General features: G+C 67.1%; 18 protein-coding genes. 8 read left to right on the top strand and 10 right to left on the bottom strand.

What is annotated here, in order from left to right:
- Position 1: 1 nt before the first annotated feature.
- The 3 genes from ASF65_RS04305 to tpiA form a co-directional block, all read right to left on the bottom strand.
- The gene (locus ASF65_RS04305) at positions 2–1,630 is read right to left on the bottom strand and encodes a CTP synthase (protein WP_055885678.1); all 1,629 of its coding nucleotides are present in this window, start codon (positions 1,628–1,630) and stop codon (positions 2–4) included.
- A 109-nt stretch (positions 1,631–1,739) separates the two neighbouring features.
- Entirely contained in the window at positions 1,740–2,351 is a 612-nt protein-coding gene (gene secG, locus ASF65_RS04300) for a preprotein translocase subunit SecG (protein WP_055885676.1), read from the bottom strand.
- Positions 2,352–2,437: 86 nt separating this feature from the next.
- On the bottom strand, positions 2,438–3,193 hold the full coding sequence (tpiA, locus tag ASF65_RS04295) for a triose-phosphate isomerase (protein ID WP_055885673.1): 756 nt from the start codon (positions 3,191–3,193) through the stop codon (positions 2,438–2,440).
- Between the two features lie 169 nt (positions 3,194–3,362).
- Between tpiA and ASF65_RS04290 the strand changes: the two genes are divergently transcribed.
- From ASF65_RS04290 to lexA, 6 genes are all read left to right on the top strand, one after another.
- Positions 3,363–5,249 (top strand): SurA N-terminal domain-containing protein, encoded by a 1,887-nt coding sequence (locus ASF65_RS04290; RefSeq protein ID WP_055885670.1) that lies wholly within the window; start codon positions 3,363–3,365, stop codon positions 5,247–5,249.
- Entirely contained in the window at positions 5,246–6,271 is a 1,026-nt protein-coding gene (gene trpD, locus ASF65_RS04285; RefSeq protein ID WP_055885667.1) for an anthranilate phosphoribosyltransferase, read from the top strand. The genes ASF65_RS04290 and trpD overlap by 4 nt, the downstream gene beginning before the upstream one ends.
- 2 nt (positions 6,272–6,273) lie before the next feature.
- Positions 6,274–7,074, top strand: a complete 801-nt coding sequence (trpC, locus tag ASF65_RS04280; RefSeq protein ID WP_055885665.1) for an indole-3-glycerol phosphate synthase TrpC — start codon at positions 6,274–6,276, stop codon at positions 7,072–7,074.
- Positions 7,071–7,553, top strand: coding sequence for a cyclic pyranopterin monophosphate synthase MoaC (moaC, locus tag ASF65_RS04275; protein WP_055885663.1), 483 nt, complete (start codon positions 7,071–7,073; stop codon positions 7,551–7,553). The genes trpC and moaC overlap by 4 nt, the downstream gene beginning before the upstream one ends.
- Entirely contained in the window at positions 7,550–8,770 is a 1,221-nt protein-coding gene (glp, locus tag ASF65_RS04270; protein ID WP_055885660.1) for a gephyrin-like molybdotransferase Glp, read from the top strand. Before moaC ends, glp begins: the two co-directional genes overlap by 4 nt.
- Before the next feature lie 62 nt (positions 8,771–8,832).
- Positions 8,833–9,519, top strand: coding sequence for a transcriptional repressor LexA (gene lexA, locus ASF65_RS04265; RefSeq protein ID WP_055885656.1), 687 nt, complete (start codon positions 8,833–8,835; stop codon positions 9,517–9,519).
- Here lexA and ASF65_RS04260 read toward each other — a convergent pair.
- The gene (locus tag ASF65_RS04260) at positions 9,473–11,773 is read right to left on the bottom strand and encodes a ComEC/Rec2 family competence protein (RefSeq protein WP_055885653.1); all 2,301 of its coding nucleotides are present in this window, start codon (positions 11,771–11,773) and stop codon (positions 9,473–9,475) included. The genes lexA and ASF65_RS04260 overlap by 47 nt on opposite strands.
- 183 nt (positions 11,774–11,956) lie before the next feature.
- On the opposite strand from ASF65_RS04260, the gene gltX reads away from it, so the two are divergent.
- Positions 11,957–13,378 (top strand): glutamate--tRNA ligase, encoded by a 1,422-nt coding sequence (gene gltX, locus ASF65_RS04255; protein ID WP_055885650.1) that lies wholly within the window; start codon positions 11,957–11,959, stop codon positions 13,376–13,378.
- Between the two features lie 139 nt (positions 13,379–13,517).
- Entirely contained in the window at positions 13,518–14,807 is a 1,290-nt protein-coding gene (gltA, locus tag ASF65_RS04250; protein ID WP_055885647.1) for a citrate synthase, read from the top strand.
- Positions 14,808–14,828: 21 nt separating this feature from the next.
- Here gltA and lpxB read toward each other — a convergent pair whose 3' ends face one another.
- The 6 genes from lpxB to bamA are packed head-to-tail and all read right to left on the bottom strand — an operon-like array spanning position 14,829 to position 21,630.
- On the bottom strand, positions 14,829–16,004 hold the full coding sequence (gene lpxB, locus ASF65_RS04245; RefSeq protein WP_055885645.1) for a lipid-A-disaccharide synthase: 1,176 nt from the start codon (positions 16,002–16,004) through the stop codon (positions 14,829–14,831).
- On the bottom strand, positions 16,001–16,870 hold the full coding sequence (gene lpxI, locus ASF65_RS04240) for a UDP-2,3-diacylglucosamine diphosphatase LpxI (protein WP_244486555.1): 870 nt from the start codon (positions 16,868–16,870) through the stop codon (positions 16,001–16,003). Before lpxI ends, lpxB begins: the two co-directional genes overlap by 4 nt.
- 5 nt (positions 16,871–16,875) lie before the next feature.
- On the bottom strand, positions 16,876–17,685 hold the full coding sequence (lpxA, locus tag ASF65_RS04235) for an acyl-ACP--UDP-N-acetylglucosamine O-acyltransferase (RefSeq protein ID WP_055885639.1): 810 nt from the start codon (positions 17,683–17,685) through the stop codon (positions 16,876–16,878).
- A complete protein-coding gene (gene fabZ, locus ASF65_RS04230; RefSeq protein ID WP_055885636.1) occupies positions 17,682–18,146 on the bottom strand; it encodes a 3-hydroxyacyl-ACP dehydratase FabZ in 465 nt (154 codons plus the stop codon). Before fabZ ends, lpxA begins: the two co-directional genes overlap by 4 nt.
- Positions 18,124–19,191: a UDP-3-O-(3-hydroxymyristoyl)glucosamine N-acyltransferase gene (lpxD, locus tag ASF65_RS04225; protein ID WP_055885634.1), complete on the bottom strand. Its 1,068-nt coding sequence runs from the start codon at positions 19,189–19,191 to the stop codon at positions 18,124–18,126. Before lpxD ends, fabZ begins: the two co-directional genes overlap by 23 nt.
- Positions 19,192–19,212: 21 nt before the next feature.
- Positions 19,213–21,630 (bottom strand): outer membrane protein assembly factor BamA, encoded by a 2,418-nt coding sequence (bamA, locus tag ASF65_RS04220; RefSeq protein WP_055885630.1) that lies wholly within the window; start codon positions 21,628–21,630, stop codon positions 19,213–19,215.

Here is a 21,630-nt window from a genome sequence, read left to right as displayed (position 1 = left end):
GTCAGAGCAGGCGCGAGCGTTCTATCGCCGCGGCGATGAACGAGGCGAACAGCGGGTGCGGCTCGAACGGCCGCGACTTCAGCTCGGGGTGATACTGCACGCCGATGAACCACGGATGATCGGGCAGTTCCACCGTCTCCGGCAGCAGTCCGTCCGGCGACATGCCCGCGAAGATCATGCCCGCATCCTCCAGACGGTCGCGATAGGTGCGGTTGACCTCGTAGCGGTGACGATGGCGCTCAGTGATCGTGGTTGCGCCGTAGATGTCGGCGATGCGCGAACCGGGTGCCAGCGACGCCTCGTAGGCGCCGAGACGCATGGTGCCGCCGAGGTCGCCCTCGGACGCCCGCTGCTCCAGTTCATTGCCGCGCATCCATTCGGTCATGATGCCCACGACCGGCTCCGAGGTCGGGCCGAACTCGGTCGATCCGGCCTCGGTGACGCCGGCCAGCGAACGCGCCGCCTCGATCACCGCCATCTGCATGCCGAAGCAGATGCCGAAATAGGGAACGTCGCGCTCGCGCGCGAACCGCGCCGCGCTGATCTTGCCTTCCGAACCGCGCTCGCCGAAGCCGCCGGGCACGAGGATACCGCCGACCTTCTCCAGATACGGCGTCGGGTCTTCCTTCTCGAAGACCTCTGATTCGATCCAGTCGAGATTGACCTTCACGCGGTTGGCGATGCCGCCGTGCTGAAGCGCCTCGATCAGCGACTTGTAGGCGTCCTTCAGCCCCGTGTACTTGCCGACCACGGCGATCGTCACCTCGCCCTCGGGGCGCGCGACGTTCTCGACCACCTGCAGCCAGCGCTCGAGCTTCGGCTTGGGCGCCGGGTCGATGCCGAAGGCGGCCAGCACCTCGGTGTCGAGGCCTTCGTTGTGATAGGCGATCGGCACGTCGTAGATGGTCGCGACGTCCAGCGCCTGGATCACGGCGCTCTCCCGGACGTTGCAGAAGAGGCTCATCTTGCGACGCTCCTCCTTCGGGATCGGGCGATCGGCCCGCACGAGGAGAATGTCCGGCTGGATGCCGATCGAGCGCAGCTCCTTGACCGAATGCTGCGTCGGCTTGGTCTTCAGTTCGCCCGCCGTCGGAATGTAGGGCATCAACGTCAGGTGAACGTAGACGGCGCCGTTGCGCGGCAGGTCGTTGCCGAGCTGGCGGATCGCCTCCATGAACGGCATCGCCTCGATATCGCCGACCGTGCCGCCGATCTCGCAAAGCACGAAATCGTACTCCTCGTTGCCTTCGAGGACGAAGTTCTTGATCGCGTCCGTGACGTGGGGAATCACCTGGACGGTGGCGCCGAGGTAGTCGCCGCGGCGCTCCTTGGCGATGATCTCCTGGTAGATCCGGCCCGTCGTGATGTTGTCCATCCGGTTCGCGGAGCGGCCGGTGAAGCGCTCGTAGTGACCGAGGTCGAGGTCCGTCTCCGCGCCGTCGTCGGTCACGAAGACCTCGCCGTGCTGCGTCGGGCTCATCGTGCCCGGATCGACGTTCAGGTAGGGGTCGAGCTTGCGGAGCCGGACCCTGTAGCCGCGTGCCTGCAGCAACGCGCCGAGGGCCGCCGATGCGATCCCCTTCCCCAAGGATGAAACCACGCCGCCGGTGATGAAAATGTATCGCGCCATGGGCCTTCCCGATACTCGCTCAAGCAGGATTCGACCAGTCCCCTTGTGGTCGAAATGAAAAAGGGGCGCCGCAGCGCCCCTCGGGGTTGTTGCCGTGCGGAGCCCAGCGCTACTGCGCGGGCTGGGCCGGTGCCGTCGTCGCAGGGGCCGACTGGTCGGTCGCGGTCGCGCCGGCCGGCGGCGTTTCGACGGGCGGAACCGTCGGCACGTCGGCGGCAGCCGGCGACTGCGGCGCCGGGTTGGCAGGGATCGTCGCCGAAGCCGCGCCGGTCGGCACGCCCTCAGTGCTGGCCGGGGCGGCCGGTGTCGTGGCGGGAGCGGTCGTCGCCGGCACAGTCTGCGAGGCGCCCGACGGCACGTCGACCGGGGCGCTGCCCTGCTGTTCCGGCAATCCGCCGAGCTGGTCGAGAAGCGATCCGCCGGCGGCACCACCAGCAGCCCCCGGGACGGCCGGAGCGGTCTGCGACGGGACGCGGTCGAGAATATCGAGGCCGTTCGAGCCGTAGCGAGCCAGGAGCGCCAGCGCCAGCGACGTGATGAAGAAGCCGGTCGCCAGAATCGCGGTCGTGCGCGTCAGCATGTTGGCCGCGCCGCGCGCCGTCATCAGACCGCCACCGCCGCCCCCCATGCCAAGCGCGCCACCTTCGGAGCGCTGGAGCAGGACGACGACCACGAGGGCCAAAACGATCAGGAGGTGGATGACGATCAGAACGGTCTGCATGGCCTCAAGGCGCAATCTCTCACAAGTTGCGCGTCTTCTATAGGAGGCTTTCGCGTATTCCAACCGCTTTCGGCAGCGACGAGAGTTCAGCCTCGCGCGGCGCGGCAGATCGGCAGGAAGTCGGTGGCCTTCAGGCTGGCGCCGCCCACCAGCGCGCCGTCGACATCGCCAAGCGCCAGAAGCTCGGCCGCGTTGGACGCCTTGACCGACCCACCGTAGAGAATCCGCATGCCATCCGCTGCCTCGGCGCCGAAGCGATCGGCGATCCGGCCGCGGATGAAGGCATGGGTCTCGCCGACCTCGGCCGCGGTCGGCGTCCGGCCGGTGCCAATCGCCCAGACCGGCTCGTAGGCGACGACGGTGTTGGCCGGCGTCGCGCCGGCCAACAGCGAGCGCTCGATCTGGTCGGCGAGGACGTCGAGGGTCCGGCCGGCATTCTTCTCCGCTTCGGTCTCGCCGATGCAGATGACCGCAACGAGGCCTGCAGCCCAGGCGGCTTCCGCCTTGTGCGCCACGAGTTCGCTCGCCTCGCCATGGTCGGTCCGGCGCTCGGAGTGGCCGAGGATGACGTGGCTGGCGCCCGCGTCCTTCAGCATGGCCGCCGACACGTCGCCGGTATGGGCTCCGCTTTCCTTCGCATGCGCGTCCTGGCCGCCGATCGCGATCGTCCCGCCGGCGAGTTCCGCAGCCCTCGCGACGAGAATCGTCGGCGGGCAGATCACGACCTGTGTCCCGTCGACCGGGTTGGCGCGGAGATCAGCCACCATCGCCGAGAGTTCCTCAAGCGCCCCGCGCGAGCCGTTCATCTTCCAGTTTCCGGCGATCAGCGAAGTGCGGCTCATGAAACGGTCCTCGATCCGGCGGCGCAGGAAGGCGGCCGCGATGTCTACGCCTTGGTGCTAGCGGCTCGCGCGCGACGAAATCAAGCGTCACGTCGCGCGCGCCGCGCTTTCCTTCCACGGCCAAAATGCCTATTGCCCTGACCCAACGAGCAAATCCGGGAGACGGGTGATGATGAATCAGATGCGGCGCGGCGCGTCGAGCTGGGTGGCCAGGATCTTTCTGGGCGCGTTGGCCGTCAGCTTCGTCGGCTGGGGCATCGCCGACGTCCTGCGCAACCGCGACGGCGGCAGCACGATCCTCAGCGCGGGCGAGACGCGCGTCTCGGTTCCCGAGTTCCAGCTCGCCTACCGGCAAGGGCTGAACCGCTTGTCGCAGCAGTTGCAGCGCCGGCCGAGCACCGAAGAGGCCGAGGCGTTCGGTCTCGACCAAGCCGTGCTGTCGCAGCTGACAGCAGGCGCGCTCCTCGACGAGCAGGCCCGCCGGCTCGGCGTCGGCGTCTCCGACGACGGTCTGATCCAGCTCATCCAGAACGAGCCCGCCTTCAAGGACCAGTCGGGCAACTTCTCGCGCAACACGATGCGCGCCGTCCTGGCGAACGCCCAGATCACCGAGCAGTCCTACCTCGAGGACCTTCGCGGAAGTGCGACGCGCAATCAGCTGATCGCCCCGTTGTCCGACGGCGCCTCGGTTCCCGCCGTCTTCGTCGAAGCGCTCGGCGCCTACAACGGCGAGCGCCGCACCGTGAATTACATGCGATTGACCCCGCCCTCGGTCGACAGCGTGGAGGCGCCGACGGACGAGGCGCTCGACGACTTCTACACCCAGGGTCAGGACGGCTACCGCGCGCCCGAATATCGCGGCTTCTCCTACCTGTCGCTCTCGCCGGCGGCGCTCGCCGATCCGGCCGCGGTCACCGAGAATGCGATCGCGGCGAGCTACGAGGCGAACCGCGCGCGCTACACGACCCCGGAGCGCCGTCAGGTCGCTCAGATCGTGTTCGCCGACCGCGCCTCCGCCGACCGTGCCGCGCAGGCGATGGCGGCCGGCACGAGCTTCGCCGATGCGGCCGCAGCCGAAGGGCGCCAGGTCGCCGACCTCGGCCTCGTTCCCCGCTCGGCCATTCCGAACGCGACACTGGCCGATGCCGCGTTCTCGGCCGCGATGAACCAGCCGACCGCAGTGGTCGACGGCCCGTTCGGACCCGTGATCATGCTGGTCCAGCAGATCGCGCCCGAAGTCGTCCGTCCCCTCGACGAGGTGCGCGACGAGGTGCGCAACAGTCTGGCGCTGGAAGCCGCGAACGCGAAGGTCACGGACGCCTACAACGCGATCTCGGAAGCGATGCAGAACGGCGCGCCCCTCGCCGAAGCCGCCCAGCAGGCCGGCTACCCGTTGCAGACGGTGGCGCCCGTCGACGCCTCCGGCAACCCGGCCGACGCGTCGGCGGCTCCGGACCTCCCGGCCAAACCGCAGCTTCTGGCAGCGGTCTTCGCGGCCCAGCCCGGCACGCCGCCGCAGCCGGTGAACTATCAGGGCAACAACTACGTCTTCTTCGAACTCGGCGACATCGTGCCCGCTCGCGATCGGCCGCTGGCCGAGGTGCGCGACCGCGTCGTGGCGGACTGGAAGGTCGACGAGGCGGAGCGTCTGATGACGGAACGCGCCGAGGCTCTGGCGGAGCGCGTGCGGGGCGGTCAGAGCCTTGCCGACGTGGCCGCGGCGGAGGGCCTGACCGTCCAGACGGTGGCTGCAATCACCCGCGAGAGCGGTCGTGCGGAGATCGGCGAGGCCGCGACGCGCGCGGCCTTCTCGGGACCGCAGGGCACGGTGGCAGAAGCGCCGGCGCTCGAATCCGGGCAGGCCGTCGTGCTTCAAGTGACCGAGGTCGCCGACGCCGCCGATCCTGCCGCCAACGTCCCGGCCCAGGCGCGCCAGTCGCTGGACGAGGCGATGCGCGAGGACCTCTTCCAGAGCTACGTCGCCTACCTCCAGGGATCGATCCCGGTGTCGCTCAACAACGCCGCGCTCCAGCAGGCGAAGGTAGCGGTGCGATGAGCGCCGGCCTGAAACCCCTGATCGGAAAGGTCGCGGGTGGCCAGTCGCTTTCGCGGGACGAGGCGCGCGAGGCGTTCGGCATCCTGATGTCCGGCGAGGCGACGCCCTCGCAGATCGGCGGTTTCCTGATGGCCCTGCGGGTTCGCGGCGAGACCGTGGATGAGATCGCCGGCGCGGTGGACGTCATGCGCGCCAACATGGCGCGGGTGCGCGCGCCGGCCGAGGCGGTCGACATCGTCGGCACCGGCGGCGATCATGCGGGGACCTACAACGTCTCGACCTGTGCGGCCTTCGTCGTCGCCGGATGCGGCGTGCCGGTCGCCAAGCATGGCAATCGGGCCCTGTCGTCGCGCTCGGGTTCGGCCGACGTCCTGGGGGCTCTCGGCGTCGACGTCGATCTGACGCCGGAGGCGATCTCGGAGGTCGCCGAGCGCACGAACCTCTGTTTCATGTTCGCGCCGACCCATCACGCGGCGATGCGCTTCGTCGGCCCGTCGCGCGTTGAACTCGGCACGCGCACCATCTTCAACATTCTCGGACCGCTCGCCAATCCCGCGGGCGTCCGCCGTTTGCTGGTGGGGGTCTACGCTGCCGAGTGGGTTCGCCCGATCGCCGAGGCTCTTCTGGCGCTCGGCGCGGAGGCCGCCTGGGTCGTGCATGGCGACGGACTCGACGAGATCACCAATTGCGGTCCGACGACCGTCTGCGAAATCCGTGACGGCGCGATCCGCGAATACACGATCGAACCGGAAGCGTTCGGCTTCGAACGCCGCCGCCTTGCCGATATCGTCGGTGGCGACGCCGTGCAGAACGCGGCGGCTCTTCGGTCCGTGCTGGCCGGCGAAGCCAGCGCCTATCGCGACATCGTGGTCCTCAACGCGGGCGCGACGCTCGTGGTGGCGGGGCGGGCTAAAGACTTGGCCGAGGGCGTTTCCATGGCGTCCGATTCGATCGACAGCGGACGCGCGGGGGAAGCGCTGGACCGGCTCGTCGTCGCCACAAGACGTTCAGGGGGTGCCTGAGAATGTCCGATATTCTCGCGAAGATCGAACTCTACAAGCGCGAGGAAATTGCAGCCGCAAAGGCCGCGGTTTCGGTCGCAGACCTGCAACGTCGGATCGCGGACGGCGCGCCGCCGCGCGATTTCACGGCGGCGATCCGGCGAAAGCAGGAGGCCAGCCAGTTCGCCCTCATCGCCGAGGTCAAGAAGGCCAGCCCGTCGAAGGGGCTGATCCGTCCGGACTTCGAGCCGGTCGCTCTCGCGCAGGCGTACGAGCGCGCCGGTGCGGCGTGCCTCTCGGTGCTGACCGACACGCCCTCCTTTCAGGGCGCCCCGGAGTTCCTGACGGCAGCCCGCAACGCCACCGCCCTACCTGCGTTGCGGAAGGACTTTCTCTTCGACACGTATCAGGTCCTCGAAGCTCGGGCCTGGGGCGCGGACGCCATCCTCATCATCATGGCGTCGGTCGACGATGCGCTTGCGGCCGATCTGGAAGCGGCGGCCGTGGATCTCGGCATGGCCGCATTGATCGAGGTTCACGACGAACCGGAGATGGAGCGCGCGCTGAAGCTTCGTTCTCCCCTGATCGGCGTGAACAACCGCAATCTGCGGACCTTCGCGGTCGACCTCGCCGTCAGCGAGCGTCTGGCCTCCATGGTTGGCGACGACCGGATCCTCGTGGGCGAAAGCGGCATCACGAGCCATGACGACTGCCGGCGGCTCCATCGTTCCGGCATTTCTACATTCCTGGTCGGCGAGAGCCTGATGCGCCAGACGGACGTCGAAGCCGCGACGCGGATGCTTCTCGCGGGCGAGGCCGCATGAGCGGCGATCGGCTGACGCATCTCGACGAAGCCGGCAACGCCGCGATGGTGGATGTCGGCGGGAAGGACGCGACGGTGCGGCAGGCGAGCGCTGAGGGACTGGTGCTGATGGCGCCGGAAACGCTCGACATGATCCGCACGGGATCGGCCAAGAAGGGCGACGTCCTCTCGATCGCGCGTATCGCCGGCATCATGGCCGCCAAGCGCACGCACGAACTCATTCCTCTTTGCCATCAGCTCCTGCTCGAGAAGGTCTCGGTCGATCTCGACATCGAGCCGGCCCTGCCCGGCATCCGGGTTTCCGCCAGCGCGCGGGTGACGGGAAAGACGGGGATCGAGATGGAGGCGTTGACGGCCGTCTCCGTCGCCTGCCTGACGATCTACGACATGGCCAAGGCCGTGGATCGCGGCATGTCGATCACCGGGATTCGCCTCCTGAAGAAGACGGGGGGCCGTTCGGGACACTGGTCGGCACCATGACCCTGGTTCCGTTCGAGGACGCTCTGGCCCGTCTTCTGCAGGGTGCGACACCGGTCGAAGGAACGGAGACCGTGGCCGTCGGCGAGGCCGGCGGGCGCGTCCTGTCGGCCGATCTGCTCGCCCGCCGGACCCAACCGGCATTCGACGCGTCGGCGATGGACGGCTACGCGATCCGCTCGGCCGACCTCGCCGACTTGCCTACCGGTCTGCGCGTCGTCGGCGAATCGGCAGCAGGGCACGCGTTCTCGGGCGAGGTGTCGTCCGGCGAAGCGGTCCGTATCTTCACCGGCGCACCGCTGCCGCCGGGAGCCGACGCGGTGGTGATCCAGGAGAATACCGAGCGCCCGTCCGAGACCATCGTTCGCGTGCTGGAACCGGTCGAGCCGGGCGCCAACATCCGGCGCGCGGGAAACGACTTTCGCAGCGGCGAAGCGCTGTTTCCCGCCGGCTTGCGGCTGACGCCGGCCGCTTGTGCGCTCGCGGCGAGCGGAGGCTACGGCCGCCTCGCCGTGCGTCGCCGCGTGCGGGTCGCGATCGCGGCCACGGGCGACGAACTCGTGCCGCCGGGGGTCGATCCCGGCCCCTCACAGACGGTGGCCTCGAACACGCTCGCGATCGCGATGATCGTGCGTGCGGCCGGCGGAACCGTGATCGACCTCGGCATCGTGCCGGACCGCCGCGCCGCTCTCGCCGATGCGATCGCGCAGGCGCAGGCCGCCGAGACAGACATTCTCGTGACGGTCGGTGGTGCGTCGGTCGGCGACCACGATCTCGTCGGGCCGACCCTAAAGGAGGCTGGCGCCTCGCTCGATTTCTGGCGGGTCGCGATGAGGCCGGGCAAACCGCTGATGGCCGGTTCGCTCGGTCCGATGCGGATCCTCGGCCTGCCCGGCAACCCCGCCTCCAGTCTCGTCACGGCCGAGCTCTTCCTGCGCCCGTCGGTAGAAGCGCTGTCGGGGATGCCGTCGACGGAACGCCGCCGACGCGGCGTTCTCGGCGCCGACGTCAAAGCCAACGACAAGCGAACGGATTTCCTGCGGGCTCGCATCGAGCAGAGCGAAGGCGGCGGCCCGGCGCGCGTCGTCCCCCTCGCTCGTCAGGATTCGTCACTCCTGTCGATCTTCGCCCAGGCGGACGCCCTGCTCCTTCGCCCGGCCCACGCGCCGGCCGCAGTCGCGGGAGATCCTTGCGAGTACGTTCTCCTCACCATCGGATGATCCTTGCAGAACACAAGCGGAACAGCTAGGTTTGTTCAGGTTTTGTTTCGAGGAATCGCCCCATGCTGACGCGCAAGCAGCACGAACTCCTGATGTTCATTCACGAGCGTCTGCAATCGGTGGGCGTTCCTCCGTCGTTCGACGAGATGAAGGACGCACTGGATCTGCGTTCGAAATCGGGCATCCACCGGCTGATCACGGCGCTCGAGGAGCGCGGCTTCATCCGGCGTCTTCCGAACCGCGCGCGCGCGCTCGAGGTGTTGAAGTTGCCGGAATCGGCCAGCAAATCGCCGGCGACCCCTGCTGCGTCGCGGCCGTCCAACGTCGAGCCTCTGTTCAAGACGCCTCGATCGGTCGAGCGCGACGTGTCGTCCGTTCCGGTCATGGGGCGCATCGCCGCCGGCGTGCCGATCTCGGCGATCCAGCAGAACACCCACGACATCGTCGTACCGCCGGAGATGCTCGGTTCGGGCGAGCATTACGCCCTCGAGGTGAAGGGCGATTCGATGATCGAGGCCGGCATCCTCGATGGCGATACCGTGGTGATTCAGCGCAGCGATTCGGCCAGTGCCGGGGAGATCGTCGTCGCCCTCGTGGACGACGAGGAAGCGACCCTGAAGCGCTTCCGGCGCAAGGGCGGCATGGTCGCGCTGGAGGCCGCCAACCCGGCCTATGAGACGCGGCTTCTCGGTGCCGACCGCGTCAAGGTTCAGGGGAAGCTGGTCGGCCTGATCCGTCGCTATCACTGACGGTCTCTGTCGGGGCGCTCGACGCCTCCTCCGTGTCCTTCGGCGCCTTGCGCCAGAATTCGGGCCACGCCGCCCAGCGGTGGAGGTTCCACGGCTGAGGCTGACGCGGGATCGAGGTGCGCACCTCGATCGCTCCGTCGGCGGATCGATGGACGCCCAGCGACCCCGACCGCCGCAGCGTCCTTAGCGTAACAAGTTCGGCCGAACCGCTCCTGCATGTTTGGGCCCTTACTGCGCGCGCCATGATGGCGAGATCGCTGTCGCGGCAGATCTCGTCGAGCTTCTCGTAGTCGTCGCTCCAGGCGATACGGATGCCCGATCTCGTGAGGCTTCGGCATACGGCGTCGGCGCATCGAAAGGTCTTTGCGGGAGGCTCCGAAACCGACGGGTCGGCGCCCGCCCTTCTCGTTTCTGCTGTGTCCGGTTGCGTTTGGGGATCGCTCTTGGCGTTCGGATCGCTGGTCACGGCGCGCTGCCACTGATCCCAGACGAAGGATGACGGTCGATCCCGGATCGAGTGAAGTCGTCCGCTCGCGTCGACAGATGCGACCTCGCGTCCGTCCTCGAAAACGAGGAGCTCCGGGGTGGGGCCGGGTCGCAGCAGGATCAATCCCAGCACGAACGGACCGAGCGCAAGCCAGCGAAGGCCGCTGGCGCTGAACGAGACGAGAAGGATCGCGGCCGAGAAGCAGACCAGCGCCGTTCCGCTCATCAGGCCGGTCGGATAGTCCGGAAAGGCGTCGGCGAACGACGCGGCGAGCGCGAAGACGAGATCGAGGCCCCATCCCACGGCCTTCAACGGGAGAGCGTGCCAGCCGAACGGCATCAGGAGAACGGCCAACATCGCGAAAGGCATGATCCAGAAGCTGAACATCGGCGTCGCGATGATATTGGCGAGAAGCGAGAACGGCGCGCCCCGCTGGAGCTGATAGATGGCGAAGGGGGCCGTGGCGGCGCCCGCGATCAGTGACGACAGCGCCATGCCGAGGAGTACGACGGTCAGGGCGCGCAGGGAGAGCATGCCGCCTCGCGCAGCGCCGCGACGCGACTGCCATCGCGCGTAGGCACCGTACGCACCGATCAGCGCGGCGGTCGCCGCGAACGACATCTGGAATGTCGCCGTGACCACGACGTGCGGCGAGAGCGCCACGACGACGACCGCGGCGATGGCGACATTTCGAAGCGTCAGCGCCGGCCGATCGAGGAGGACCGCACCCAGCATCACGGCGATCATGACGAAGGATCGCTCCGTCGCCGCGTTGTCGCCGGCGAGGAGAAAATAGAAGCCGGTGGCGGCCAACGCGACCAGCGCGGCCAGCTTCTTGATGGGCCACCGCAAGGCGAGCGGCGCAACGGCCGCGAGGCTCATCCGGGTGGCAATGAGGAAGAAGCCGGCGACCAGCGCCATGTGGAAGCCGCTGATCGACAGGACATGGGCGAGGCCTGTCACGCGCAGGTCTTCGTTGATGTCCTCCGGAATGCCCGCCCGCTCGCCCGTAATGAGCGCGGACGCGACGGCCCCGGTCGCGCCCGGCAGGACCGCGCGGATGGCTTCGCCCATCGCAAGACGCAACGTGGCGATGCGGTCGGTGAAGGTCGGCTCGCGCAGCGCCCCGGGCGCCTCCGGCGCCCCGAGGGAGAAGCCGTAGGCGCCGAGCCCCCCGTAGTAGGAGGCGAAGGCGAAGTCGTGCGCGCCGGGAAAGGCGGGACCGGACGGCGGGCGCAGGCGGACGAGGCCCCGATAGGTCGAGCCGATCGGCAGCGGGTCGTGGCGGCTCGACACGACGATTCGCGCGCACTCCGGGGGGCGCGAGAGAACGGGCCGCTCGGTCGACGCGATCTCGACGATGTAGCGGTATCGCCCGCGGTCGTCTTCCTCCCGCGCGACGACGGTGCCCGTGATGCGTACCGTCGCCTCGCCGGAAAACAGCGTCGTATCGGTGCGTGCCTCCTCGACCAGGCTGGCGGCAAAGCCAGATGCGAAGCCCAGAAGAACGATGCCGCCGGCGCGCAACGGACGCGGGATGGCAGCGAAAACGAGAAGCGCGATTCCACTCACCGCCAACAGGCCGACGAGGAACAGGTTCGGCTGGATGGGCCACCGATAGACCAGGGCGGCCGCAGTCATCATCGCGATCGGAAAGAGGGCGAAGGCGGAGCGCGAACGCGCCTCGATCTCGATCTGGCGGGAGAACCAATTTCCCCATTGCTGGAGGAGCCGCGCCGGCGCTCTTGCCGGTGCGCGGGGCGCCACCCTCCCTGCTGCGACGCTCTGATCCCCTGTCGACACGTCGGTTCGCTTCGCTTGTCTCGCCTCCGGGCTATGCTACACCACGCTCGGAAAAAGACAGGCATCGTCTCGCCCGCTCTGCACAGACCATTGCAGTCTCGCCGAAACCGGCGGCAGGCGGCGCTATGCCACCTTTGAGGACGTCCCATGACCGACCGCGTCGTAACCCGGTTCGCACCGTCGCCGACAGGCTATCTTCACATCGGCGGCGCGCGCACGGCGCTCTTCAACTGGCTGTATGCGCGCAAGACGGGCGGCAAGATGCTGCTACGGATCGAGGATACGGACCGCGAGCGCTCGACCGAACCAGCGGTCAAGGCGATCATTGAGGGCCTTCACTGGCTGGGCCTCGACGCCGACGAGCCGCCGGTCTCGCAGTTCGAGCGCGCCCCGCGCCATCGCGAGGTCGCCGAGGAGCTCGTCGCCGCCGGCAAGGCCTATTACTGCTACGCCTCGCCCGCCGAACTCGACGAGATGCGCGAGAAGGCCAAGGCCGAGAAGCGGCCGCCGCGCTACGACGGCCGCTGGCGCGACCGCGATCCGTCGGAGGCGCCGGCCGGGGTCAAGCCGGTGATCCGCATCAAGGCGCCGCTCGACGGCGAGACCGTGGTTCAGGACCGTGTCCAGGGCGAAGTTCGCTTCCCCAACAAGGATCTCGACGATTTCATTCTGCTGCGGTCCGACGGCACGCCGACCTATATGCACGCGGTGGTCGTCGACGATCACGATATGGGTGTCACGCACATCATCCGCGGCGACGACCACCTGACGAATGCAGGCCGCCAGACGCTGATCTACCGGGCGATGGGCTGGGACGTGCCGGTCTTCGCGCATATCCCGCTGATTCACGGTGCGGACGGCGCCAAGCTTTCGAAGCGTCACGGCGCGCTGGGCGTCGAGGCCTATCGCGAAATGGGCTATCTGCCGGTCGGCCTGAAGAACTATCTTGTGCGTCTCGGCTGGAGCCACGGCGACGAGGAGATCATCTCGCCAGAGGACATGATCGCCTGGTTCGACATCGATGACGTCAATCGGGGCGCGGCCCGATTCGACTTCGCCAAGCTCGATGCGGTCAACGGACACTGGATCCGCATGAGCGGCGACGGCGAGCTCGTCGACCAGTTGATGGACGTGCGCGACCATCTTCCCAACGGTGCCATCCTGCGGTCCGCACCGGACGACGTCGTGCGCGATCGCCTCCTGCGCGCCATGCCCGGCCTGAAGGAGCGCGCCAAGACGCTGGTCGAACTGACCGAGAGCGCGGCGTACCTCTTCGCCGCCCGTCCGCTTCCGATCGACCCGAAGGCCGAGGAAATCCTGGGGGGCGGCGGCCGCGAGGTCGTTTCCGGCCTGCTTCCGGGGTTGGAATCGCTGCCGGAGTGGAACGCAGCCACGATCGAGGCGGCGGTGCGCGACTACGCCGAACGCGAGGGGCTGAAGCTCGGCAAGGCTGCACAGCCGCTGCGCGCAGCCCTCACCGGCAAGACCACCTCGCCCGGCGTCTTCGACGTGCTCGACGTGCTGGGACGTGATGAAACATTGGCCAGGCTGCGCGATCAGGCTGCATGAACCCATGGCCTGCACTGGCGCTTAAGGGAGTGCGGTGCAATAATTCCGTACGACATCGGCATCGAACGTGCGCTCGGCGCATTCCCTGCCGATCGGCTCCCGCCGGGCATGGCCCGGCGGACATCCAGAAGGGGAACGAATGACCGATTCGGCGAAACTGACCTTGGGCCCGAAGGAAACCGAGCTGAAGCTGCGCCACGGGACGATCGGTCCCGATGTTGTCGACATCGCGGCGCTCTACAAGGATACTGGGCTCTTCACCTACGATCCCGGTTTCACGTCCACCGCTTCCTGCGAGTCGAAGATCACCTTCATCGACGGCGACGAAGGCGTCCTCCTCCATCGGGGCTATCCGATCGACCAGCTCGCCGAGCGCGGCAACTTCCTCGAGACCTGCTATCTCCTGCTCTACGGCGAACTGCCGACCGCGGCTGAGATGAACGACTTCACCTACCGCGTGACGCGCCACACCATGGTGCATGAGCAGATGTCGCGCTTCTACACCGGCTTCCGCCGCGACGCGCATCCGATGGCCGTGATGGTCGGCTCGGTCGGCGCCCTGTCGGCCTTCTACCACGACTCGACCGACATCGCGGACCCGCACCAGCGCATGGTTGCCTCGATCCGGATGATCGCGAAGACGCCGACGCTGGCCGCCATGGCCTACAAGTACCACATCGGTCAGCCGTTCGTTTACCCGCGCAACGACCTCTCCTACGCGGAAAACTTCCTGCATATGTGCTTCGCGGTGCCCTGCGAGCCCTACCAGATCAACCCGGTGCTCGCGCGCGCCATGGACCGCATCTTCACGCTCCATGCCGACCACGAGCAGAACGCCTCGACCTCGACCGTGCGTCTCGCCGGTTCGTCGGGCGCCAATCCGTTCGCGTGCATCGCGGCCGGCATCGCCTGCCTGTGGGGTCCGGCCCATGGCGGCGCCAACGAGGCGGCGCTCAACATGCTGGCGGAAATCGGCACCAAGGACCGCATTCCGGAATTCATCGCGCGCGCCAAGGACAAGAACGATCCGTTCCGCCTGATGGGCTTCGGTCACCGGGTCTACAAGAACTACGACCCGCGCGCCAAGATCATGCAGCAGACCTGTCACGAGGTGCTGACGGAGCTCGGCATCAAGGACGATCCGCTGCTCGAAGTCGCGATGGAACTAGAGCAGATCGCGCTGCACGATCCGTACTTCGTCGAGAAGAAGCTCTACCCGAATGTCGACTTCTATTCGGGCATCACGCTGAAGGCGCTCGGCTTCCCGACGGAAATGTTCACCGTGCTCTTCGCGGTGGCGCGCACGGTCGGCTGGATCGCGCAGTGGAAGGAGATGATCGAGGATCCTCACCAGCGCATCGGTCGCCCGCGCCAGCTCTACACGGGCGCCGCACAGCGCGATTACACGCCGGTGGACGCCCGCGGCTGAACGGGTTCTTCCCGAAAATGATCAGACGGGCGCTTCGGCGCCCGTCTTCTTTTGGGCGACCAGATCAAGAATGATCCGGGCCGCCGCTGCCCCGGGCGGCTCCGGCACGGTCATGGCCGATCGGATCGCCTCGAAGCCCGCCATCTGCGCGGCGCGCTCGGGCGTCGGCGTCATCAACCGTTCCAGACGACGCGCAAGGTGCTCCGGCTGGATCGTCTCGTGAAAATGCTCGGGAACGAGAGGATGCCCGGCCACGAAGTTCGGCAGTGCGGCAGTCCACCCGGTCATCAAATGGCGCAGACGATAGGACACGGGGTCGAGCCGATAGGCGAGGACCATCGGCACGGCGGCCAGCGACAGCTCCAGCGCGACCGTGCCCGAGGCGGCCAGCGCCGCGTCGGCCGCGGCGAAGGCGCGCCATTTGGCCTCCTCGCCCTCCACGACCTCTGGCCGAACGGACCAGGTTTGCAGTTTCTCCTCAATCAGAGGCCGGACGCGGGAGACCGCCGGCAGCACGCCGCGCAGGTTCGGCAGTCGCCGGGAGAGATCGGCGAAGGTGCGACCGAAGTCGTCCATCAGCCGCGTGATCTCGCCGCGTCGCGACCCCGGCAGGATCACAAGCGTCAGAGATGTGGACGGCGTCCGCAATCCGTTGGTCCGATCCCGTTCGAGAATGTCGGCGATATGGGGATCGGCCATGATCGGATGGCCGATGTAGGTCGCCGGCGGTCCACCATGACGCTGCACGGCTTCGGGCTCGAAGGGAAACAGACACAGGGTCCTGTCGACAGCCTTCGACAGCTTGGCCGCGCGATCCGGGCGATAGGCCCAGATGGCCGGGGGCACGACATTGACGAAGACCGTATCCGGCAGCGAGGGACGAAGTTTCGCGGCGACCCGATTGGTGAAGGTAAAGCTGTCGATCGTCACGATCACATCGGGGCGCTCGGCGCGAAGGAAGGCGATCGTCTGATTGAGACGGCCGAGAAGCTTCGGCAGACGGGCGAGGATCGCGCCGACCCCGATGATCGAAAGTTCCTCGATGTCGAAGAGCGACTGGAGTCCTTCGCCGCGCATCGCCGGTCCGCCGAGCCCGATCGCGACGACCTCGCCCGGCGCCTGCCGTTTCAGATGACGCAGGAGATCGGCGCCGATTCGGTCCGCCGAGTCTTCTCCGAGAACGAAGGCCACCTTCATGACGACTGAACCTGGGCCGAGGTGGACAGACCGGTCACGAACAGGCTCTTCGCATCGGCCGCCTCGACGACGCGTCCGGCCTCCAGGATGAGCGACCGGCCCGCCGTCAGACCGATACCGCGCAGGCCGGCGGCGGCCGCCTGGTCGATCGTTTCCGTTCCGATGCTCGGAAGGTCGAAGCGCTCGTCCTGCTGCGGCTTGAAGGCCTTGAAGAGCACGCAGGGTTCGCCGCGTCCGATGCGCCCGCGCGCCTTCAGGTCTCCGACGCGCGCCAGCATGGCTTGCGTGCCCTCGATCCCCTCGACGGCGATGATCCGATCCGGCGATGCGACCACGGCCTGACCGATATCGAGCCGGCCGATTTCCGTAGCCGCTGCTTCGGCGCGTCGCAGGGCAAGCTGTTCCGCCTCACCGGGAGATTGCCGCGTCAACGTTCCGTCCGGGGTCAGAACATCGTGCAGGATCGAGTGCACCGACACGACCTCGATCCCGCGGCGCTCGAACAGGCTCGCGACCGCCCGCAGCAGGCTGTCATCGCCTCCCCGCACCATGCGCAGAAGCTCGGGCATGAGCATGAGGGTTCGAAGGCTCGGAATCATCGAGCGGTAGTCGGGCCGGACCGAAATCGTGCCGCAGAACACGACGCGTCGAACCGAATATCCGGCGAGGCATCGAAAGACATCGCCGGTCTTCGACCACGGCAACCGGACGACGGGAAGGCCTGGCCAGTCCTGCCGCAAGCCATCGGCGATCGCGATGATCACGGGGGAGAGACCCGCGCCAAGCGCCGCCTCCACCACCAGCCGCGGAAGGACTCCGCCCGCCGCGATGATCCCGATGGGCGATCCCCTTGGTCCGGCGCTCACTGCGTTCAATTCGGCCGAACGCTGCGCGGGAAGCAGATGGCCCGATCGCCGCCGGCCCGAATGAAACCCAGAAGATCCTGCACGAGCGGATCGTTCGGATACTCGGTCTCCACCTCGTCGAGATTCTCGCGGAACGTGAGATCGTCGGAGAACAGCATCCGGTACGCCTTACGAACGTTGCGGATCGCGTCGCGGTTGAAGCCGGCGCGCTTCATGCCGATGACGTTCAGGCCGCTGAGATAGGCGCGGTTGCCCAGCACCATGCCGAACGGAATGACGTCGCCCTCGACGGCGGCCAGACCGCCGACATAGGCGTGGTGCCCGATGCGGGTGAACTGGTGGATGCCCGAACCGCCCGCGATCGTCGCGAAGTCGCCGACCACGCAATGGCCCGCCAGCATGACGTTGTTGATCAGCGTCACATTGTCGCCGATCACGCAGTCATGCGCGACATGCGCGCCGGTGAAGAAGGCACAATTGTCGCCGACGCGGGTTTCGGACAGTCCCTGAACCGTTCCGGGATTCATGGTGACCTGTTCACGGATCAGGCAGTTCTTGCCGATCACGAGGCGCGTGTCCTCGCCCATATACTTCAGGTGCTGCGGCTCGTTGCCGATCGAGGCGAACGGGTGGATGCGCGCGCCCTCTCCGATGGTGGTGTTACCCGCGAGAACGACATGCGACTTCAGCCGCGCGCCGGCCCCGAGCACCACATTCGGCCCGATCGTGCAGAACGGACCGATCTCGCAGCCCTCGCCGATCTCAGCCCCGTCCTCGACGATCGAAGACGGATGGATGGTGTAGGGGCCGCTCACTTCGCGTCGCCGGGAACCAGCATCGCGCTGATCGTGGCTTCCGCCACCTTCGAGCCGTTGACGATGCCGGCGCAGTCGAACTTCCAGATGTTGCCGCGCTTCTTCGTCTGGGTGACGTGGTATTCGAGAAGGTCGCCAGGCACCACGGGCTTGCGGAACTTCGCACCGTCGATCGTCATGAAGTAGACGATCGAATTCGCGTCGCCGCCGGTCGCCTTCTGGCAGATGGCGCCGGCCGTCTGCGCCATGCCCTCGATGATCAGAACGCCGGGCATGACCGGGTAATCCGGGAAGTGGCCCTGGAAATGGGGTTCGTTGGCCGTCACGTTCTTCAGCCCGCGCGCACTGCGATCCGCATCGATGTCGACGATCCGGTCGACGAGCAGGAACGGGTAGCGGTGCGGAAGAAGCTTCAGGATGCCCAGGATATCGAGGCTTTCAAGCGTCGTCGTTTCCGTCATCTCCACCCGCCGTCTTCTGCTTTTCCCTCGGCGACCCACGCAATGATGCCATGTGCCGCAACCAATCCTTGACGGGCCGCGCCGGTACGCCGCCCCAGCGCGCGCCGGCTGGAACATCACCTGTAACGACGCTCACTCCGGCAATCTGCGCGCCGTCGCCCACCGTGACATGACCGTTGAAGCCTGTCTGGCCACCGATCGACACACCGTTTCCGATGGTCACGCTGCCGGCAATGCCGACCTGCCCCACGATCACGCAATGCCGCCCGATCACCACGTTGTGGGCGACCTGGACGAGATTGTCGATCTTCGTTCCCTCGCCCACAACCGTATCACGAACCGCGCCCCGATCGATCGTCGTGTTGGCGCCGACCTCGACGTGATCCTGCAGGATGACGCGACCGATCTGGACTTGCTTGAGCAACCCCTCCGGACCCGGAACGTAGCCGAAACCGTCCTGCCCAATCCGCACGCCCGGATGCAGGATGACGTTGTTGCCCACCAGCGCATGCTGGATGCTGACGTGCGGGCCGATGCTGCAGTTTCGTCCGATCTGACAGCCGGTCGCGATCACCGCCCCACTGCCGATCACCGTACCGGCGCCGATGGCGACATCGGGTCCGATGACGGCGAACGGTTCCACCGTGACCTCGGCTTCCAGACGAGCCGAGGGGTGAACGCTGGCCTGATCGGACACGGCACCCGAAGAGAAACTCGTGCCCGGCTTCAGGGCGCCCGGGTAGAGCGCCCTGCCCGCCAGTGCGAATGCGATAGCCGGACGTTTGGCGATGATCGCGATGACACCGTCCGGCACCTGCGCGGCAAAGCGCGGGGCGGTGATGACCGCTGCGGCCCGCGTCCCCCTTAACGCCGCTTCGTACCGAAGCGTATCGAAGAAGCTGACGTCCTCAGGTCCCGCCTGATCCAGCGACGCGATGCTGCGAACGGTCCGGTCGGCGAACTGGGGATCGACCGCCGCCGCGCAGACAGAGGAAAGCTCGGCAAGGGTCATGCCCCTGCCGAGCTGAAAGAACGAACTGGCCATCCGAGCCTTGTCTTTCGCCGCTCAGAAGCGCGACGAGAAGCCGAACGAGAACTCCTGCGTACGATCGTAGTCTTCCTTCGCCAGCGGAATGGCGTAGTTGACCCGCAGCGGACCGAAAGGCGAAGCCCAGATGAGGCCGACACCGGCCGACGCGCGCAGAGCGAAGTCGTCGCCCTCGATGCCCAACTGGCTGCCGACGTTGTCCACACCCCAAAGCGAACCGGCATCCGCGAAGGCGGCACCGCGGAACCCGAAGTCGCGCGAGACCAGCGGCAGCGGGAAGGTCGCTTCGGCGGAGGCGTTCACGTAATTCGTGCCGCCGATCGCCACCCCGTTCTGGCGCGGGCCGAGGCCCTGGTACTTGAACCCGCGGACGATGTCCTGGCCCTTGAAGAAGTTGTCGAACACCCGCAGATCGTCGCCGAGCGCCGAGACGTTACCGGCGCCGCCGCTCAACTGACCGACGACATCGTACTCTTCCGACAGGAGGCTGAACCAGGACCCGCGGCCGGTGGTGCGGATGAACTGTGCGTCTCCGCCAAGACCCGCCACTTCCTGACCGACCTGCGCGAAGATGCCGTTGCGCGGGTCCTGCTGGTTGTCCAGCGTGTTGTAGGTCAGAGCGTAGGAGATCGACGACGTGGTGTAGGGGCTGTCGCAGATCGCCTGGTTGATGATCGGCGATAGCGTATAGAGCGGCGCCGTGACGGAGTTGGCGCAGGTCGCATACTGGAAGGCGCCGTTGGCGACGATTGGGTTGCCGAAGGCGTCGCGCTGCAGGATGCCCTGCTTATCGCCGAACGTCTCTTCCTTGTAGTTGTAGGCGATCTGAGCCGTCAGATCCTGCGTGATCGGGGCGGCCAGACGCAGGGCACCGCCCGTGCGCGTGATGTCGTAGGCCGTCGAGGACGAATTCTCGGTGCGGTAGATGTCGAAGCCTGCCGCAAGGCGGCGACCGAGGAAGTAGGGCTCCGTGAACGAGAGGTTGTAGCTGCGGGTCTCCTCGCCGAAGCCCGCAGACACCTTCACGAACTGGCCGCGACCGAGGAAGTTGCGCTCGGTGATACTGACCTCGGCCACCGGACCTGCGTTCTCGCCGCCCGTCGTGTAGCCGCCGCCGACCGAGAACTCGCCGGTCGACTGCTCGTCGACCTGCACGATCACGACGACGCGGTCTGGCTGGCTGCCCGGGGCGGTCGAGACGTTCACCGTCTTGAAGAAGCGCAGGCCTTCGAGGCGCTTCTTGGCGCGCTGCACCAGAACCTGGTTGAAGGCGTCGCCTTCGGACACGTCGAACTCGCGCCGGATGACGTAGTCGCGCGTCTTCGTGTTGCCCCGGACCTCGATTCGCTCGACATAGGCGCGAGGACCCTGGTCGATGACGTAGTCGATCGAGATCGTGTTGTTGGCGAAGTCGCGGTCGCCGCGCGGGGTGACCTGCGCGAAGGCATAGCCGCGATTGGCGACGGCGTTGGTCAGCGAGACGAGCGACTCTTCGATCTGCTCGGCGCTGTAGACGTCACCGGTCTTGGTCTTGAGTTCGCTGCGGAGCGTCTCGCCATCGATGCCCGGAACGGTCGAATCGATGTTGATGTTGCCGTAGGCGTAGCGCTCGCCTTCGTCGACCGTGATGGTGATGAAGTACTGGTTCTTCGTCGCATCGAGCTCGGCCACCGAGGAGACGATGCGGAAGTCGGCGTAGCCGCGGTTGAAGTAGAAGCGACGCAGCGCCTCCTCGTCGGCGCGCAGGCGGTCCTCGTCGTAGATGTCGTTGCGCTGCAGGAAGCTGAAGATGCCCGACTCACGCAGCGAGATCACTTCCTTCAGGCGGCCGTCACCGAAGGCGTTGTTGCCGACGAAGTTGATGCTCTCGACGCGAGTGCGATCGCCTTCCTGAATGTCGAACACGACGTTCACGCGGTTGCCGTCGGCCGGAACCGTGCGAACCGAGACGGCGGCGTCGGAGCGGCCGATGCGGGTGTAGGCGGCGCGGATCGCGTCGACGTCGGCCTGCGCCGTCGAGGCGTTGTACGGCTCGCGCGTCGCGGTCTGGACGGTCGCGGCGAGCTGCTCGTTCTTGATCTTGTTGTTGCCCTGGAAGATCACCTCGCCGACGATCTGGTTCTCGTCGACCTCGATGATCAGGGAGCCTCCGGACTGGCGGGCGCGCACGTCGGAGAAGAGGCCGGTGCCGAAGAGGCGGGTCACTGCGGCGTCGACATCGGCGTCGGAGACGTTCTGCCCGGCCTTGATCTGCGCCACGTTGCGAACGGTTTCGGCGTCGACGCGCTGATTGCCGCGCACCTCGATTCGGTTGACCACAGCGGCGAAAGCTTGGGGCATGGTCCCAAGCTCAAGGGTGATGACCGAAGCTGCCAGAACCGTGGACGAAAGAGCCGCCGCCGACAGGGCGTTCAAAAGCTTCGATCCAGCCTGCAT

Source organism: Aureimonas sp. Leaf324 (genome assembly GCF_001423245.1).
GTDB lineage: Bacteria > Pseudomonadota > Alphaproteobacteria > Rhizobiales > Rhizobiaceae > Aureimonas.
Note: the sequence above shows the minus strand (reverse complement) of the source record. Positions and strands in the feature narration are given on the sequence as shown.

Coding starts and splice junctions, on each gene's coding strand:
- ASF65_RS04305 (WP_055885678.1), bottom strand. CDS start 1,630: ATGGCGCGATACATTTTCATCACCGGCGGCGTGGTTTCATCCTTGGGG.
- secG (WP_055885676.1), bottom strand. CDS start 2,351: ATGCAGACCGTTCTGATCGTCATCCACCTCCTGATCGTTTTGGCCCTC.
- tpiA (WP_055885673.1), bottom strand. CDS start 3,193: ATGAGCCGCACTTCGCTGATCGCCGGAAACTGGAAGATGAACGGCTCG.
- ASF65_RS04290 (WP_055885670.1), top strand. CDS start 3,363: ATGATGAATCAGATGCGGCGCGGCGCGTCGAGCTGGGTGGCCAGGATC.
- trpD (WP_055885667.1), top strand. CDS start 5,246: ATGAGCGCCGGCCTGAAACCCCTGATCGGAAAGGTCGCGGGTGGCCAG.
- trpC (WP_055885665.1), top strand. CDS start 6,274: ATGTCCGATATTCTCGCGAAGATCGAACTCTACAAGCGCGAGGAAATT.
- moaC (WP_055885663.1), top strand. CDS start 7,071: ATGAGCGGCGATCGGCTGACGCATCTCGACGAAGCCGGCAACGCCGCG.
- glp (WP_055885660.1), top strand. CDS start 7,550: ATGACCCTGGTTCCGTTCGAGGACGCTCTGGCCCGTCTTCTGCAGGGT.
- lexA (WP_055885656.1), top strand. CDS start 8,833: ATGCTGACGCGCAAGCAGCACGAACTCCTGATGTTCATTCACGAGCGT.
- gltX (WP_055885650.1), top strand. CDS start 11,957: ATGACCGACCGCGTCGTAACCCGGTTCGCACCGTCGCCGACAGGCTAT.
- gltA (WP_055885647.1), top strand. CDS start 13,518: ATGACCGATTCGGCGAAACTGACCTTGGGCCCGAAGGAAACCGAGCTG.
- lpxB (WP_055885645.1), bottom strand. CDS start 16,004: ATGAAGGTGGCCTTCGTTCTCGGAGAAGACTCGGCGGACCGAATCGGC.
- fabZ (WP_055885636.1), bottom strand. CDS start 18,146: ATGACGGAAACGACGACGCTTGAAAGCCTCGATATCCTGGGCATCCTG.
- lpxD (WP_055885634.1), bottom strand. CDS start 19,191: ATGGCCAGTTCGTTCTTTCAGCTCGGCAGGGGCATGACCCTTGCCGAG.
- bamA (WP_055885630.1), bottom strand. CDS start 21,630: ATGCAGGCTGGATCGAAGCTTTTGAACGCCCTGTCGGCGGCGGCTCTT.